Origin of the sequence: Methanothermobacter sp. (genome assembly GCF_030055425.1) — an archaeon.
Lineage (GTDB): Archaea > Methanobacteriota > Methanobacteria > Methanobacteriales > Methanothermobacteraceae > Methanothermobacter.
Genome location: NZ_JASFYE010000007.1, coordinates 17,921 through 34,131, shown reverse-complemented (window position 1 = coordinate 34,131; position 16,211 = coordinate 17,921). Strand labels below are relative to the sequence as shown.

Here is a 16,211-nt window from a genome sequence, read left to right as displayed (position 1 = left end):
TTTTTTATAAATAGAATCAATCAGGAAAAATAAATTTTTTGCCATTTGTTATGGCAGAGAAAAATAGAAAAGAGTTTAACCGAAGAGTGCGCCAAGACCGGCTGCTGCTTCCTCTTCAGCTTCCTCTTCTTCCTCTTCTTCTTCCTCTTCTTCTTCAGCCTCTTCGGCTGCTGCTGCAGGTGCTGCAGCTGCTGCAGGTGCTGCTGCTACAGCTGTTGTTTCCATTGCCTCTTCAATGTCCACATCTTCAAGGGCTGCTATTAGAGCCTTGACCCTTGCATCATCCACTTCAGCGCCTGCTGCTTCAAGGACACTTTTAACGTTTTCTTCGTTGATCTCCTTACCGGTTGTGTGCAGTAACATTGCTGCGTATATGTATTCCATATGATCACCTCAAATTTTTATTTTTTAGGTTAACTATGCCAGTAAAGTGTTTATCCGAAGAGTGCGCCGAGACCAGCGGCTGCATCCTCTTCTTCCTCTTCTTCTTCCTCTTCAGCTTCTTCTTCAACCTCTTCCTCTTTCTCTTCAGGGGCGGGTGCTGCTGCCCTTGAAGACAATTTATCCCTCAGTTCATCATCAACTGCTTCACCATTAACCTCTGCAGCTGCAGCGGCCAGTGCAAGCATCTGGGCATAGGCCTTTGCAAGCAGCAGATCAGTGGTCTCTGAGGTGAGGATTGATGCATTGTATGCAAGGTTGAATGACTTCGAAGCAGCCTTCTGGATAATCGCAGGCATTGTTTCGCGTGTGTATATAACTGCGTTAACTGACAGGTTAAATGCCTGTGAAAATGCTTTCTGAATGTCAGATAAAGTTTTTTCATCATCTATTGTCAGGATGTCTGCTGTGTAGACTGTCTGATTTTCGTATGCTGCCCTGAGGTCTATTCCAACCTCAAGTGGCTGTATATCCAGCCTTGTTAATATTCCTGCCACCTTGGGGGGTATCTCCTCCCCGGCCTTCACAACAACGTGGTCATTTGAGACCACGATCTTTCCCTTCTCGATCTTGGCGGGGATTCCTATCTGCTGAAGCTCCCCCAGGATTGGGCCCGGGGCAAAGCCGGTATCCCCCTTGGGGACAACTATATCTGCCGGGGCTATGGCGCCTGGCTTGGCAGGGGCAGGGGTTTTGCTGTCCTCAAGAATCTTGAAGAGTTTGAATGGGTTCATATCGGTGAATATGAGTGCAGGCTGGCCCTCCATATAATCAGAGAGGGAATCAACGTTTTCGAGTTCTCTGCCAGCTTTTTCCAGGGCAAGGCTGATCAGTGTCTTCTTTGACATTCTGATGAGTGCACTGTCACGGAGTGTCTGGCGCATCTTCTGTAGCTGTCTTGCAGGTATATCTGCAAGGTTAGCTATACCAACCACTTCATGACTTTTGATGAGGTCCTGGAGCTCCTGAACCTCCTTCTTCTTCCATTCAGCCACGTGAGCCATTTAAATCACCCTCACTACCGGGCCCATGGTTGTTTTAACATACATGGACTTAAGCTGGTTTCTGCCCTTCTCAAGTTTGCGGTCAATTGTCTGCAGAACCGCCTCTATGTTCTCGGCAAGTTTCTCATCATCCATATCCTCTGTGCCAACCACGGTGTGAACCACAGGCTGGTCCTTGATTCTCACCTTGACAGTGTCCCTGAGTCTCTTGAGTATGGGCTCCGGGTTTACTGTTGCTGGCACCGGTTTTGGCATCTTCTTTCTGGGTCCAAGAACCGGTCCAAGGAACCGCCCCACCAGGGGCATCATATCTGCCTGGGCCACGAAGAATTCATAGCTGTTGGCAAGTTTCTTTGCTTCCTTTCGGTTTTTGCCAAGTTCTTCAAGTTCATCCTTGGTTATCACAAGGTCGGCTCCAGCGTTCTTAGCCTGGAGAGCCAGTTCCCCATCGGCTATCACGGCGATTTTAACATCCTTACCGCGACCGTTGGGTAGAGAAACTTCCTCGTCAAACCTGTTCTCTGGTTTGTTGACGTCAAGGTCCTTGATGTTAAGAATAACATCCATGGACTGTGTGAAGTTTCTCGGCCTTGAAAGTTCCTTGGCCTTCTTCACCGCTTCCATAATCTCCTGTTGCATTTCTGAATCCTCCATGAACTTCGAAAAATAAGTTCATATGATGGGGTTAGTTATGTGATTTTCAAGATTTATAAATTTTTATGATGTGAGGAGGTCGTCATAGACTCCCTGATCAACTTCCCTCTGAACCTCCCGGGGGTCCTTGCCGTTCACTGTTACACCCATGCTCACGCAAGTACCCATGATCTCCTTGACTGCCTGTTTGTAGTCGTTTGAGAGGAGGGCGTCGAACTTCATCCTTGCTATCTTCAGCACCTGCTCCATGGATATGTCTGCTATCTTGTCCATACCAGGGTCCTGTGAACCCTTCTCGATCTTGAGTTCATCCATGATCAGGGCGGTTGTTGGTGGCGTACCAACCTCAACCTCAAAGTCCCTTGTGTCGGTATCAACTATGATCTTAACCGGGACCTTCATTCCCTCGAAATCCGCGGTCTTGCGGTTTATCTCCTCAACAACCTGCATCATGTTAATTCCAAGCGGACCAATCGCAGGACCCAGTGGCGGTCCTGGAGTGGCTTTTCCACCATCAATAAGAATTTCAACGGTTTCTTTAGCCATTAATCAGCCTCCTTTTGTATTATTCTAATCTGATCACCTTTAACTGTTACAGGAATTGGCACTGCAGCCTCTATGAGTTCAAGTACAACTTCCTCTCTGGATTCGTCTATACGGATAACCTTTGCCCTTTCACCCTTGAATGGCCCTGAGATCAGCTCAACGATGCTGCCCTTCTTAATGGATGATATTATGGGCTCAGGTTTGAGGAACCTCTTAACCTCCTCGAACTCTATCTTTGCTTCGCCCTCGGTTTTTCCCTCAACAACACCCCTGAGGTGGGGAACCCTTATGGCAGGGTTTCTCATGTCGATTTTTGACGAGGACTCAACAAGGATGTAGCCCCTGAGGGACTCTGGAACAAGAATCGCGTTTATCTCAATACCACTATCCCTTACCTTCCTGGCCAGCATCCTTGCCACATTCTTCTCCTGACCCACAGAGGTCTTGAGGGCATAGATGGAATTTTTACTATCTTCCATTAAGAACACAACCTCATATATATAATTCACTGTGACTTTTCAGTAAGAGTTAATCAGCCGCCCAGTAACTGGGCAATTATACTTATTATGAACCCTATTACACCTATCAATATTATACCGATGCCTGTCACCTTTGATACGTTGAGGTATTCTTCCCTTGTGGGTTTCTTTGATACCTTCAATACCCTCTTTGACTGCTTGATAAAATTGAGAACAGAATCCCTGTATTTCATGATTTATCCCCGCTAATTTATAATGATTAAAAACAAGGATGATGATCGGGATGAGTGATGGAGTAATCTATCCTTCAAGATTTATAAATGTTTTCATTGATGTGGGGGTGTATGGAAGAATATCAGAATACTCCATCTATAAATTCTTCCAGGACAGACTCATCCACAGAGTCCTTCTCCCGCTGTTTTTCCTCGAAGAACTCCTTTTCTGCAGAACCATGTGAGCCGTATATGTACGGTGACCTCACACCAGCAACAACAATCGTTGTTCTTATAACGTTCTGCAGTTCATCCTGAATCTGCGCACCCCATATTATGTTTGCATCGGGATCCAGTTCCTCGGCAACAACCTCAACTATCCTTTCGGCCTCCTGAAGTGTCAGGTCGGAGCTTCCAGAGATATTTATAAGTGCACCCTTTGCATTGGATATGTCCAGATCAAGCAGCGGGCTGTTAAGAGCCTCGTAAACTGATTCAAGGGCCCTGTCACCTGCTTCGGCTTCACCCATTCCAATCATTGCCATTCCTGAGCCCTTCATTATGCTCCTCACATCAGCAAAGTCAAGGCTCACAAGACCTGGCCTGGTTATGAGTTCCGTTATACCCTTGACAGCCCTTCCAAGGATTTCATCTGCAACCATGAATGCCTTGTTGAGGGGAAGGTTGGGTGCAACCTCGAGAAGCTTGTCATTGGGGATCACTATCACGGTATCAGCAGCACTCTGAAGTTTCTCTAGACCCTTCTCAGCATTCTCCCTTCTTTTAAGGCCCTCTGCACTGAAGGGCATGGTTGCAACTGCTATTGTGAGTGCACCGGCCTTTTTGGCCAGCTTGGATATCACAGGTGCCGATCCGGTTCCTGTGCCTCCCCCAAGACCGCAGGTCACAAAGACCATGTCAGCCCCTTCAAGCTCCCTGCGGATATCATCCTCACTTTCCTCGGCACATTCCTCTCCAACTTCAGGGACACCACCTGCACCAAGACCCCCGCATACATTCCTTCCTATGAGAAGTTTCCGGTTAGCAACCGTGTAGAAGAGGTCCTGGGCATCTGTGTTAATGGCTATTGTCTCAGCACCCTCAACTCCTATTTCACTGAGCCTTGTTACGGTGTTGTTACCCGCCCCGCCGGTCCCAACAACGTATATCTTTGCCCTGCTATTTTCGATTATTTCCCGAAGTTCCTGGTCGATTTCTGAGTTCATTGAGATGGAAGATGGCTTTTCCCTTTTCTCAGATTCCTTTATGGCATCGTTAATGAATTTCAATTACTACCCCCACATTTATCTATGAAATATGTTATTGTGATAAGACATATTTAAAAGCAACGGTTAAAGCGGCACCAATGACCCCATGGGTCCCGATCAAAATTAAAAATCAGTTTCTGTGACCTCTGAAAATACCGGTACAATGTTGGGGCAAAATGGAATTATGGTATGGTCACCGGACCATGAAAATCATGAATTCCGGCAACCCACCCATACCTTGAAGGTACCGGGTTATGGCCTTGGCACTGCAATGATCTCATGGATTCTCAGGTCAAATACGCTGTTCATATGTGCCGGTGTGAGTACCATGGCCGTGTCAGCGCCCCATGCCGTTCCGCCTATGGCTATGACCTCCCTGTCAACAGGGATGAGGCCGGCGTCGGCTGCCATTATCGATATCTCAACACACACCTTGAAGCCCTGTGAAACCATCCTGAGGGTTTCAGCCATTACCTCAACAGGTGTGACTCCACCGAACTTATTTGATATCCCCCTTCCAACACCGCTGAGTGCATGTGAACCTGCATATACACTGACGCCCCTTTCAATCAGTTTCTCCCTCATCTCGGGTTCAAGTTCAAGTTTGCCCTTTTCCCTGAAACCGGCGTGGTGTGTTACAGAAACAATGTTTCCCTCAACCATCTCAGATAACCTGAGTGCTGTTTCACCGGATACCGAGGCCACCACAAAGTCCCTGATCCCCAGTTTATCTGCCCTTTCCTTAACAAGTTCAAGGACCCTTTCAGTGTTCTCCTTACCCGGTCTTTCAAAGTAGCATATACTCTCCATCACATGTACCACCACCTATTAATATATAATAAGATCCCAAAATAGTGATGGGACGCAACTTATGATCTCATGTTATCTATCCCATGAACCTATATGAGAAAAATTATTTATAAAGGTAGTAAACATATGAATTTAAATTAATATGCCGTTGGTGTTTATTCTGACTCAATCCAGAAGGTGATAAAATGAACGCCTTTGACTTTCTCACACCTCCAAGGCGTGGGAAACCCAGAAAAAATGGAATAACCATGGTTCTCGATAAGGGAATGGGCATTAAAACAGCCCGTGACCTCATGGAGATTTCATCAGATTACGTTGATTTCATAAAGTTTGGATGGGGAACCCTCCCCCTCCACAGACGTGACGCTGTCATGGAAAAAATAGAGATGTACCGTTCGTTCGATGTGGAGGCCTATCCCGGGGGCACCCTATTTGAGATCGCCTACCTCAACGATAAAATTCAGGAATACTTTGAGGAGGCAAGAAGCCTCGGTTTTGAAACACTGGAAATATCAAATGGAACCGTTGAGATTGAAACCGATGAAAAATGTGAACTTATAGAGAAAGCGGTCAACGAGGGGTTCCAGATCATATCAGAGGTTGGTAAAAAGGACCCTGTAAGGGACAGGCTCCTCAGCCCGGAGGATCGGGTTGAACTTGTCAGGGCCGACCTCAAAGCTGGAGCCTGCATGGTGCTCATGGAGGCCCGGGAGAGCGGCCATAATATAGGTATATACGATGAGAATGGAAACGTAAAGGAGGAAGAATTCAACCACCTCCTCAATGAACTCCCACAGGATAGGATAATATGGGAGGCCCCACAGAAAAACCAGCAGGTGTACTTCATACTGAAAATAGGACCAGACGTTAACCTTGGAAACATACCCCCCGAAGAGATAACAGCCCTTGAAACCATAAGAAGAGGCTTGAGGGGAGATACTCTCGGAAAGGTGAATCTTTAATGATAGAGAAAATCACAGTAATCGGCGGTTATGACAAATACGGAGAGAAGGAACCGGTTGAGAAGGTTGAAATAAGAAAAGGTGAAATTTTTGGTGTGGTTGGCCCAACAGGAAGCGGTAAAAGTTCACTTATAGGTGACATTGAACAGCTGGCCCAGAAGGACACATTCTCCAAGAGAAAAATCCTTGTGAACGACGAAGAGCCAAGTTACGAGGACCGTACAAACCCCCGAAAGAAGATGGTGGCCCAGCTCTCCCAGAACATGAACTTTCTGGCGGACATGACTGTGGGAGAGTTTCTCAGCCTTCACGCAAAGTGCAGGGGTGCCAGTGAAAAGTGTGTGGATCGCGTGATAGAACTTGCAAACACCCTCACCGGTGAACCCATCAAAAAGGAGCACGACCTCACAATACTGAGCGGGGGGCAGTCAAGGGCCCTCATGGTTGCAGATGTGGCCATAATAAGTGACTCTCCCATAGTGCTCATAGATGAAATTGAAAACGCCGGTATAAGGAAACATGATGCACTCAAGGTGCTGGCGGGACATGGTAAAATAGTTCTGGTTGTAACCCACGACCCTGTGCTTGCACTCATGACCGACAAGAGGATAGTTATGAAGCATGGTGGTATGCAGAAGATAGTTACAACAACAGCCCAGGAGAAGAAGATATCCCGCGAACTCAACAAGATAGATGAACTCATGCTCAGCCTCCGTGAGAAGGTAAGGAGGGGAGAGCTGGTTGAGAGCATAGACCTCACAGAGATAATAAATGGTTAAGCTGAAAGCTGCACCAGTTACAGAAGGGAAAGATATGAGAATGGTAATAGTTGCTGGAACACCAGGATCCGGAAAAACAGCAGTCCTCATGCACACACTGAAGAGCCTCAAGGCGAGGGGATTCAATTCATCGGTGGTTAAAATAGACTGCCTATACACCGATGATGATAAAAAATTTGAGAAGATAGGTGTGCCCACCCTTGTGGGTCTCTCAATGGATATGTGCCCGGACCACTACGCCATCTACAACATAGATGACATGATAAAATGGGCCGATAAGAATGAATCAGACTTCCTCATCATTGAAACAGCAGGGTTATGTCACAGGTGCGCGCCCTACACAAAGAACTGCCTGGGTGTCTGCGTTATAGACGCTACAAGCGGTCCCAACACCCCCCTAAAGGTCGGGCCCTTCCTTTCAACCGCAGACATTGCTGTGGTGACCAAGGGGGATATGATATCCCAGGCAGAGAGGGAAATATTCAGGGAGCGTATACTTGAGGTTAACCCATCGGCAAAGATAATAGAGGCTAATGGCCTCAGCGGACAGGGCTGCATGGAACTTGCAGAGGAAATGATAGAGAGCAGAGAGGTATCCCTTGAAAATGAGGAGCTCCGTCACTCAGCACCCCTTGCAGTCTGCACCCTCTGTGTGGGTGAGACAAGGGTCAATAAGAAGCACCACAGGGGAATACTAAGAAGGATAGACGGCTTCCAGACCTATGAGGGAGAATGAAAAGAGGGTCTTTCAGATGCCAAGAGACAGATCACTCAGAGAAAGGGTTACAGAACTTCTTCCCGGATACAACTGCGGTATCTGCGGCTATGCAAGGTGCGATGAATATGCCTCCGCACTCCTCAAGGGGCGGACAGAGATCGACAGATGCCACTTCATGTACCAGGAGCTTTTTACAGACAACCTTAAGAAGCTCCAGGAGATCCTCAAGGAGGAGAACCTTCTACCAGAGGAGAAGAAGGTTGTGGGTGTCCTTGACGGTTACGAGGCAGATTTCATACTGAAGCCCCTCCCTGATGAGGGTTCATGCAGGGAGGTGCTCTTTCCATTTTCAAGGGCTGAGCTTAAAAAGGGGGATATAATCCGTTACAGACCCCTGGGGTGCCCCATAACCCACTTTGCAGAGATACTGGATGAGAACAACGGACTCATAACTGTCCACATCGTTGGGCCATGTCACCGCCTTGGCAGCGAGGACTTTGAGTTCAGGGACGTCGGGGTCTGCCTGGTGGGGGGCTTCGAGGGTATGATCGATGGGGAACTCCCCAACATCGGTGACACCGTGAGATTCCTCCCGGCCCACTGCATGATGCAGAAGGTCCACTCAGGGGTCGTGGTGCAGCTTGAAGGCAGGAGGGCCATCATAGAGGGCATAGACCTCAAGGTCTGGGCCCCTCCTGTGAGGGTCAGATGAACCTGCATCAATTTCTGAATGGTTAATTGACAGGAGCATGCCTTTGAGGACAGAACATGCCCAGAGATGGATACAGCACGGTGCCTGTGAGGACAGACTACATAAAGCCTGGTGAGGGTTTATGGAAAATCGTGGAGATGGCAGGTGAACTGGTCATAGATGGGGATTTCCTTGTGGTCTCTGAAACCCCCATCTCGGTTGCCCAGGGAAACCTGGTTGATGAATCAGAATTTGAAGCCTCCAGGACCGCCATCATTCTTGCAGACCTCTGGTCAAAGTACATCTGGGGCCACGTCCTCGGGCCCATTTTTGGAATAAAGGAAAGAACCCTGAGAAACCTCAGAAACCTCCCACCTGAGGCAAGAAACCATAAGGAGGTTGTCCTCCGATATTACGGCCTGAAACATGCCCTTAAACCGGCCTCAGAGGCGGGAATTGATTTGAGCAACGTCCCCGGCACATATGTTTCACTTCTTCCTGAAAACCCGGTGGGTGCTGCAAAATCCATTGCAGAGGGTATTCTGAGTAAATTCGGTGTCGATGTCACCGTGGTTGTTATTGACACCGACGCAACCTACCGAATCCTTGGGAGGTATTTCACATCACTTCCCACAGCTGCACCGGGTATAATCTCAGATACCGGGTTCCTGGGTTACATTGCAGGGAGGTTTTCCAGGGAAAGATGGCCAACCCCCCTTGCATCATCAAGGCCCACTGCCACTGAGGTACTCCTTGAGGTGGCATCCGCCGCCGAGGAGTACCATGAAAGGCACAGCAGCAGAAAAACCGTGTATGATATGGCCAGTGAACTTGGAAGTCAACCCGAAACAGTTACAGTTGAAATGCTGTCCTCACTGGAACATGTACCTGCGGTTATTGTAAGACCCCCTCTGAAGTGAGGGGCTCATGATTTTATAAAATTTTAAATAAGATTAGGCACATAAATTGGAGTGCACTCAAAAAATTTGATTGATTCAGCATACCCTGTATGCAGTTATTTCTCAAAGCTGGAGGATTTCAATTGATTGATGATCAGATGCTACAAGAGTTGATCCATGAGATTATCACTGAGGAGGAAGAGGAGGAGGCAGTGCCAGTTCTGGAGTGCCTCATGAAGGGTAAGGTGACAGATGAAGAGATTTCAGAGAAAACCCAGCTTAAACTCAACATAGTCCGGAGGATACTCTACAAGCTCTATGATGCGGGGGTGGCAAGCTACAAGAGAAGCAAGGACCCTGAAACACAGTGGTACACCTACACATGGAAATTTGAACCAGAAAAGGTTACAGAGATGATAAAGAGGAAGCACAGTGAAATAGTTAAAAAACTCAGGGAAGCCCTGGACTTTGAGGAGAACAACATGTTCTTTGTATGTGTAAACGGCCATTACCGCTTCACCTTCGATGAGGCTGCTGAAGAGAACTTCACATGCCCTGAATGTGGCTCTGAGATGGAATTCATGGACAACTCTGAAATAATACAGCAGCTGAAGGATGAGCTGAGCCTCTACGAAAACAACGGTTTTGATACCGCCCACACCCATACTCTGAATTCCTAGAAATCACGAATTTTTGATTAAAAGGGTGTTGTCTTGAGCATCCACCTACTTAGAAGTGCTGGATGTCCCGAATGGGTTGTTGACCACTCACTGGCCGTCAGAAAAAAGGCCCTTGAACTGGCAGGAAACCTCCCTGTTAACAGAGAACTTGTTGAAGAGGGTGCCCTGCTTCATGATATAGGTCGCTGCAGGACCAGTGGAGTTGATCATGCAGTTGAGGGGGCCCGCATCCTAAGGAAACTCGGTTACCCTGTGGAGGTCATCAGGATAGTTGAGAGGCACGTGGGTGCGGGAATACCTGAGGATGAGGCTGATGCCCTGGGACTTCCACCTGGAAACTACATGCCAGAGACCCTTGAAGAGAAGATTGTTGCCCACGCAGATAACCTCATAAATGGTTCAGATGAGGTTGATATTGATTTTGTCATTAAAAAATGGTCTGATCGCCTTGGAAAGAATCATCCATCAATAGATCGCCTCAGACAACTTCATGAAGAAATCATGGAGATGTCAAAATAGTATGACATTATAACAGCAGGCCACACATCCCAATCCACACGTGTTTGCCAGACCATCACCATTAATTACATGAAGACGTTATAACTTACTAAGAGCCAACTGCAGCGGGGGTTGTTATGAAGGAACAGGACAGGGAATGTTTATGCCCGGATTGCCCGAGTTATCCCGGTCACGGGGACGATGAGATGCTCTTCTGTGCCAGAGGCAGCAGCAGATACGAGGTTAATGAAAGGGGATGTCTCTGCGCATCATGCCCTGTTTATCAGAAATATGGTCTCAGGGAACTCTATTTCTGTAACACAGAATCACTGAATGGCATCCGTATGAGGAGAGAAGGTCGCTCCGAGAATCACAGGGACTACATGAACATAATCCATATCAAGGAGGCTGCAGGAACAGGTGAAGCGCCCATGGAGTCAATGGGATCTCAAAAGAGGCTGCCAGTGGGACTTGATGACATACACTTTGTACCGGCACAGGTGTCCTCCATACCCCTGAACGCAGAGGACCCTGTGAAAACAGAGGTGACCATAGGTAAGATGGCGGACAAACCCCTAGAACTGAGCTCACCTCTAATGATAAGCGGTATGAGCTATGGTGCAGTCTCAAAAAACACAAGGATGGCCATTGCATCCGCTGCAGCCAGACTGGGGATCGGCTTCAATTCAGGTGAGGGGGGTGTCCTTGAATATGAAATGGAGAAGGCTGGAGATTACCTCATAGTCCAGTATTCAACAGGGAGATTCGGGGTCACAGAGGATATACTTCAGAGGGCCGCCGCCATAGAGATAAGATTCGGTCAGGGTGCATACCCCGGTAAAGGGAGTTATCTGCCAGCTGACAAGATCACAGGTGATGTGGCAAGGGTCCGTGGGCTTAAAGAAGGTGAGGGCTCATATTCTCCCGCACATCACCCTGACATCAGAAACCCTGAGGAGCTCAGAGAGAAGGTATCATACCTAAGGGAACTCTCTGGAGGTTCTCCTGTTGGTGCCAAGATCGGATGTGGAAACGTTGAGGACGATGTGAAAGCCCTCCTTGATGCCGGTGTTGACTTCATAGCTCTCGATGGATTTGGAGGGGGTACCGGGGCTGTTAACCCCCATATAAGGGACAGCACAGGCATACCACTCATTGCAGCCATACCCCGGGCCGCCAAGGTTACTGTCAACGAGGGCCTTGAGGGTAGAGTATCCCTGATTGCAGGGGGAGGCCTCAGGACAGGGGCTGATATGGCCAAATGCCTTGCCCTGGGTGCAGATGCAGTTTACATAGGTACCGCGGCCCTTATTGCCATGAACTGCCAGCAGCACAGGCTATGCCACACAGGGATGTGTCCAACGGGTATAACCACCCATGACCCCACCCTTGTGAAGCACCTTGACGCCAGAAAGGCTGCTGAACGGCTTGAAAACTATATAAAGGTATCAACAGCCGAAATCGCTGATTTTGCAAGGATAACCGGAAAGGATGATATTAAAAAACTGAATCACGAGGACCTTGTGGCCCTTAAAAAGGATGTGGCAGAACTCACAGGTCTCAGATGGCTGAATGGCCTTTAACCCACAGTAAGGAGTCATGATAAAATCAGAACTGATAGGATGAAGGTTATATGTTCAATTGAAGAATCACTCCACCGCCCCGAGGCTGTGAGGTGGCGCGAGAGAATGAAACTGATGAAGCCCCTCGGGGAGGTTGTGGTGGTGCTCCCATGCAGCATGAAGAAACCCTACTCCACCTCAAGGTCCCACAGAAAATTCATGAGGGTCACCAGGGGATTCCAGGAACTCATACTCACATCACCCTTCGGCATATGCCCCCGGGAGATGGAGAATACACATCCAATATCATCATATGATGTTTCAACCACGGGGGAATGGTCCCATGAGGAGAAAAAACTTTCAGGAGAACTTCTAAGAGACTACGTGGCTGACCTTGATGTTATAGCCCATGTTGATGGGGGGTACCTTGAGGTCTGCGAGGAGTACCTTGACGCCTTCACCCCCACAGCCACCACCTCAAGGCCCGCCTCCCCAGAGGCCATTCACAGGCTTGGAAGGGAACTTGAAGGCTATGAAAAGATAGGGGCGCGGGAAAGGATGCTCCATATGCTGCGCTCGGTGGCAGTATACCAGTTCGGGGAGGGTGCAGACGTTATCATACCCGATGACTGCAGGGTGAGGGGGAGATACAACAGGCGGATCCTCACCCAGGATGGTTCAGAGATAGGCACCCTGATGATGGACCGTGGGCTCATCTCACCATCCCTTGAGGGCGCGGCATCCATTTACAGCCTCGGCGTGAAATGGGTTGAGATAGATTTCAGGCTGGAGAGCAACACACTATTTGCACCTGGTGTGGTGGACGCCGACAGGGAAATAATACCCAACGATGAGGTTGTAATAGTTCGTGAAGGAGATGTCGTGGGTGTTGGAAGGGCTGTTTTATGTGGCGAGGAGATGGTGAAGGCAGAGCGTGGTGTTGCTGTCAGGTTAAGGCGCAGAAAAAGTTTAAAATAACCCTTATTTCATTATCTGATGGCTTAAAATTCTTTTTCAGGGCGGCTGATAATGGACATGTTTAAATAGGGTTAACTTAAAAATAGAGAATCACCACAGTGATTATCAAAATACCAGCTGAGGTAATAATAATGTCAGAAGAACTCTTGGAAAAGGTTAAGGAAGCTCTCAAAAAGGTTGCAGACCCACACATGGGTATAAGCATAGTGGAGATGGGTCTTGTTGAAAACATCGAAATCGAGGAGAAGGGTGAAACCATTGCAAAGATAACGATCCGGCCCACAAACCCTGGGTGCATGAGCGCCGCCAGGATGGCCATGGATGCAAGAACTGTTGCAGAGGAGGTTGAGGGCATCGACCGGGCCGAGATCACAGTGGAAGGCCATATGATGGCAGATGCCATAAGTGAAATGGTAAATAAATGATATCAGTCTCATGCCGGGTTTTCCTGAAACCATTGCCATTGTGGGCGTGCCAGGTGTGGGAAAAACCACCCTATGCAGGATTCTCTCTGAAAAACTGAATCATACCTTCATCAATTATGGAGAACTGATGCTTGAAGTTGCAGGGGAGAGAGGCCTTGCAGGTACACTGGAGGAACTTTTCAGCCTCCCGATGGATCTGCAGCACAGCATCTGGCGTGAAGCCGCCCACAGAGTATCTGAAATGAAGGGGGTGCTCGTGGATCTCCACGGACTTGATAGGTCACCCCTCGGTTACCTTGTTTCACTTCCGGTGGAGTTCATAACCCCTGATCTCATCATAATCCTTGAATCAGACCCCCTGGATATACTTAGAAGGAGGATTGCTGACTCCAAAAGGAGAATGCATGATACTCCCTCAAGTCTTATGGAGCACATGGAGCTACTTCGAACAGCAATGTTCGTATGCGCAGCCCTCATGGGATCCATCGTCAGTGTGGTTGAAAACAGGACTCCTGAAGGGGCCGCCTCTGAAATCACTGAGATCATCAAAGCAGCAGAGGAACTCGAGATTTTACGGGGTTGATGCTGGAAAACCCTGAATTCCCCAGACAGAAAAGCATATATATGAGGAATTCCAAAAGTTGGAATCACCCCCTGATTCTTAAATACTTCATGGGCCCGTGGCTCAGGTGGTTAGAGCGCACGGCTGATAACCGTGAGGCCCTGGGTTCGAATCCCAGCGGGCCCATTACTTTTACAGGTTCTGAGTTAAGGATGCGAAATCTTCCAGTAAACGGAGTGCAGCTCCAGATTCAACTGTTTCTCTTGCAGCTTCTGTTCCACCTTCAAGTGTATCCTCCATTTCCGCAAGGTATATCAGTGCCCCTGCATTCGCAAGGGCGATATCCAGGCGCGATTTCCTCTCAGGCGTATCATGCACTCCAGCGAGGACATCCAGAAACATTCTGAGGTTTCCATCAACAGTTGATGCCGCCTTCAGGTGCCGTAGCTGCCCAACATCAACACCGAAATCCGATGGCATGAGCCTCTCGATCCCTATCTCATCATCCTCAAGGAAACCCACAAGGGTTGGGCCCACCGTGGATATCTCATCCATCGCAGGGTTCATGTTACCATCAAAGCCATGGACAACCATCGCCCTTTTCACACCAAGGTTTCTGAGGACCTCTGCAACTGGACCCACAAGGTAGGGGTCAAAGACCCCCAGGAGCTGTACCTCTGCTGATGCAGGGGATGTTAGGGGCCCCAGTATGTTGAATACCGTCTTAAAGCCAAGTTCCCTCCTTACTGGTGCCGCCCTGGCGGTTGCCCTGTGGAAGAGTGGTGCAAACATGAAGGCTATTCCCAGGGTTTCAAGGGACCTTCGTGCAGCCTCAGGTCCCAGTTCTATGTTGACCCCCGCGGCCTCCAGTATGTCTGCACCGCCACATGAACCTGTAACAGCCCTGTTACCGTGTTTTGCCACCTTAACACCGGCTGCGGCGGCTATTATTGCCGCTGCGGTGCTCACATTGTAGGATTTGAACCTGTCACCCCCTGTTCCACATGCATCAACGACCCTCATGGATTCAGGGGTTTTAACCTTCACGGCCCTCTCCCTCATTGCCCTTGCAAAGCCTGTGATCTCCTCCACGGTCTCCCCCTTCATTGCAAGGGCTGTGAGTAATGAGGCGATCTTCACATCCCCCAGTTCACCATCCATTATCATCTCCATTAAATCGTGGGCCTCATCCTCACTGAGGTTCCTGAAGTCCATTATATCATTCATTATCCTCTCAAACCTCATCTGGACCCCCCTGCAGCGTTCTTCATTTTTCTGACCATTTCGTATATCTCCAGGAGCATCCTCTCCCTGTCATCAAGATTCCTGGATATCATGTCTATGATTGCGCTTCCAACTATAACCCCATCGGCACCTGCTTCAGCAAGCATCCTCACATGTTCTGGCTGTGAAACGCCAAAGCCAACCATCACAGGAAGGCTTCCTGCCCCCTTAACCCTCTCTATGAGTTCAAGTGTGCTCTCCTCAACCCTGGACCTTGCACCGGTGACCCCCATGACCGATACAAGGTAGTGGAACCCTGATGAAACCTCTGAGATCATTTTGAGGCGTTGGTTGTCTGTTGTGGGTGCAACTATGAATATCTGATCAATACCATACTTTTCAGCCGCCCTGAGGGCATCGCCGGCCTCCTCAGGGGGAAGGTCCGCCGCGAGGATACCTGTAACACCGGCCCCGGCGGCCCTCCTGTAGAATTCATCAACACCCATCCGGTATATCAGGTTGTAGTATACAAGAAGACCCACAGGTACTGAGGTGAATTCCCTTATCCTCTCTATCAGCCTGAAGCAGTCATCGGTGGTCATCCCGGAATTTAAAGCCCTCAGATCAGCCTCCTGCACACTTGTACCATCTGCTATGGGGTCAGAGAATGGGAAACCTATTTCAAGGGCATCTGCACCGGCATCCACAAGTGTCCTTATGATTTCAACCGATGTCTCCATGTCAGGGTCCCCTGCAACCACGAAGGGGACAAAGGCACATCCCTCAACCCTGCTGAACATTTCAGCGTAATTCATATAA

At 48.7% G+C, this 16,211-nt stretch carries 21 protein-coding genes and 1 tRNA gene; 12 read left to right on the top strand and 10 right to left on the bottom strand.

Annotated features, from left to right (window positions below; translation table 11 throughout):
* Nucleotides 1-75: 75 nt before the first annotated feature.
* The 8 genes from rpl12p to QFX39_RS07220 all read right to left on the bottom strand — a co-directional run bounded on the left by rpl12p (nucleotide 76) and on the right by QFX39_RS07220 (nucleotide 5,417).
* Complete coding sequence (gene rpl12p, locus QFX39_RS07255; protein WP_013295096.1) at nucleotides 76-384, bottom strand: 50S ribosomal protein P1; 309 nt, start codon at nucleotides 382-384, stop codon at nucleotides 76-78.
* 50 nt (nucleotides 385-434) lie between these two features.
* Complete coding sequence (locus QFX39_RS07250; protein WP_300478890.1) at nucleotides 435-1,445, bottom strand: 50S ribosomal protein L10; 1,011 nt, start codon at nucleotides 1,443-1,445, stop codon at nucleotides 435-437.
* Nucleotides 1,446-2,084, bottom strand: a complete 639-nt coding sequence (locus tag QFX39_RS07245; RefSeq protein ID WP_237778841.1) for a 50S ribosomal protein L1 — start codon at nucleotides 2,082-2,084, stop codon at nucleotides 1,446-1,448.
* A gap of 78 nt (nucleotides 2,085-2,162) precedes the next feature.
* Nucleotides 2,163-2,645 (bottom strand): 50S ribosomal protein L11, encoded by a 483-nt coding sequence (locus QFX39_RS07240; protein ID WP_013295093.1) that lies wholly within the window; start codon nucleotides 2,643-2,645, stop codon nucleotides 2,163-2,165.
* Nucleotides 2,645-3,124, bottom strand: coding sequence for a transcription elongation factor Spt5 (locus tag QFX39_RS07235; RefSeq protein WP_300478887.1), 480 nt, complete (start codon nucleotides 3,122-3,124; stop codon nucleotides 2,645-2,647). Before QFX39_RS07235 ends, QFX39_RS07240 begins: the two co-directional genes overlap by 1 nt.
* 53 nt (nucleotides 3,125-3,177) lie before the next feature.
* Nucleotides 3,178-3,357 (bottom strand): protein translocase SEC61 complex subunit gamma, encoded by a 180-nt coding sequence (locus QFX39_RS07230; protein ID WP_160323217.1) that lies wholly within the window; start codon nucleotides 3,355-3,357, stop codon nucleotides 3,178-3,180.
* 122 nt (nucleotides 3,358-3,479) lie between these two features.
* Complete coding sequence (ftsZ, locus tag QFX39_RS07225; RefSeq protein ID WP_013295090.1) at nucleotides 3,480-4,625, bottom strand: cell division protein FtsZ; 1,146 nt, start codon at nucleotides 4,623-4,625, stop codon at nucleotides 3,480-3,482.
* A 231-nt stretch (nucleotides 4,626-4,856) separates the two neighbouring features.
* Nucleotides 4,857-5,417, bottom strand: coding sequence for a pyruvate kinase alpha/beta domain-containing protein (locus QFX39_RS07220; protein WP_300478881.1), 561 nt, complete (start codon nucleotides 5,415-5,417; stop codon nucleotides 4,857-4,859).
* Nucleotides 5,418-5,599: 182 nt separating this feature from the next.
* Here QFX39_RS07220 and comA point away from each other — a divergent pair, with 182 nt between their 5' ends.
* The 12 genes from comA to QFX39_RS07160 all read left to right on the top strand — a co-directional run bounded on the left by comA (nucleotide 5,600) and on the right by QFX39_RS07160 (nucleotide 14,354).
* Nucleotides 5,600-6,376, top strand: coding sequence for a phosphosulfolactate synthase (comA, locus tag QFX39_RS07215; RefSeq protein WP_300478878.1), 777 nt, complete (start codon nucleotides 5,600-5,602; stop codon nucleotides 6,374-6,376).
* Nucleotides 6,376-7,155 carry an ABC transporter ATP-binding protein gene (locus QFX39_RS07210; RefSeq protein ID WP_300478875.1) on the top strand — a complete coding sequence of 260 codons (780 nt, stop codon included), beginning with the start codon at nucleotides 6,376-6,378 and terminating at the stop codon, nucleotides 7,153-7,155. The genes comA and QFX39_RS07210 overlap by 1 nt, the downstream gene beginning before the upstream one ends.
* 34 nt (nucleotides 7,156-7,189) lie before the next feature.
* Complete coding sequence (locus QFX39_RS07205) at nucleotides 7,190-7,891, top strand: GTP-binding protein (protein ID WP_300478873.1); 702 nt, start codon at nucleotides 7,190-7,192, stop codon at nucleotides 7,889-7,891.
* A 16-nt stretch (nucleotides 7,892-7,907) separates the two neighbouring features.
* On the top strand, nucleotides 7,908-8,585 hold the full coding sequence (locus QFX39_RS07200) for a (Fe-S)-binding protein (protein WP_300478871.1): 678 nt from the start codon (nucleotides 7,908-7,910) through the stop codon (nucleotides 8,583-8,585).
* Between the two features lie 56 nt (nucleotides 8,586-8,641).
* Nucleotides 8,642-9,484 carry a coenzyme F420-0:L-glutamate ligase gene (locus tag QFX39_RS07195; protein WP_300478869.1) on the top strand — a complete coding sequence of 281 codons (843 nt, stop codon included), beginning with the start codon at nucleotides 8,642-8,644 and terminating at the stop codon, nucleotides 9,482-9,484.
* Between the two features lie 122 nt (nucleotides 9,485-9,606).
* Nucleotides 9,607-10,143 carry a transcription factor E gene (tfe, locus tag QFX39_RS07190; protein WP_300478867.1) on the top strand — a complete coding sequence of 179 codons (537 nt, stop codon included), beginning with the start codon at nucleotides 9,607-9,609 and terminating at the stop codon, nucleotides 10,141-10,143.
* 33 nt (nucleotides 10,144-10,176) lie between these two features.
* Entirely contained in the window at nucleotides 10,177-10,662 is a 486-nt protein-coding gene (locus tag QFX39_RS07185) for a TIGR00295 family protein (protein WP_300478864.1), read from the top strand.
* A 116-nt stretch (nucleotides 10,663-10,778) separates the two neighbouring features.
* Nucleotides 10,779-12,224, top strand: a complete 1,446-nt coding sequence (locus tag QFX39_RS07180) for a glutamate synthase-related protein (protein ID WP_300478861.1) — start codon at nucleotides 10,779-10,781, stop codon at nucleotides 12,222-12,224.
* A gap of 39 nt (nucleotides 12,225-12,263) precedes the next feature.
* Entirely contained in the window at nucleotides 12,264-13,181 is a 918-nt protein-coding gene (locus QFX39_RS07175; RefSeq protein WP_300478859.1) for a DUF5591 domain-containing protein, read from the top strand.
* 131 nt (nucleotides 13,182-13,312) lie between these two features.
* A complete protein-coding gene (locus tag QFX39_RS07170; RefSeq protein ID WP_013295078.1) occupies nucleotides 13,313-13,606 on the top strand; it encodes a metal-sulfur cluster assembly factor in 294 nt (97 codons plus the stop codon).
* Nucleotides 13,607-13,616: 10 nt separating this feature from the next.
* The gene (locus QFX39_RS07165; RefSeq protein WP_300478855.1) at nucleotides 13,617-14,189 is read left to right on the top strand and encodes an adenylate kinase; all 573 of its coding nucleotides are present in this window, start codon (nucleotides 13,617-13,619) and stop codon (nucleotides 14,187-14,189) included.
* Nucleotides 14,190-14,280: 91 nt separating this feature from the next.
* Nucleotides 14,281-14,354 (top strand) — tRNA-Ile (locus tag QFX39_RS07160).
* A 6-nt stretch (nucleotides 14,355-14,360) separates the two neighbouring features.
* Here the strand turns inward: QFX39_RS07160 and trpD are convergent.
* Complete coding sequence (gene trpD, locus QFX39_RS07155; protein WP_300478852.1) at nucleotides 14,361-15,413, bottom strand: anthranilate phosphoribosyltransferase; 1,053 nt, start codon at nucleotides 15,411-15,413, stop codon at nucleotides 14,361-14,363.
* Nucleotides 15,410-16,207, bottom strand: a complete 798-nt coding sequence (gene trpA / locus QFX39_RS07150; protein WP_300478849.1) for a tryptophan synthase subunit alpha — start codon at nucleotides 16,205-16,207, stop codon at nucleotides 15,410-15,412. The genes trpD and trpA overlap by 4 nt, the downstream gene beginning before the upstream one ends.
* Nucleotides 16,208-16,211 lie beyond the last annotated feature (4 nt).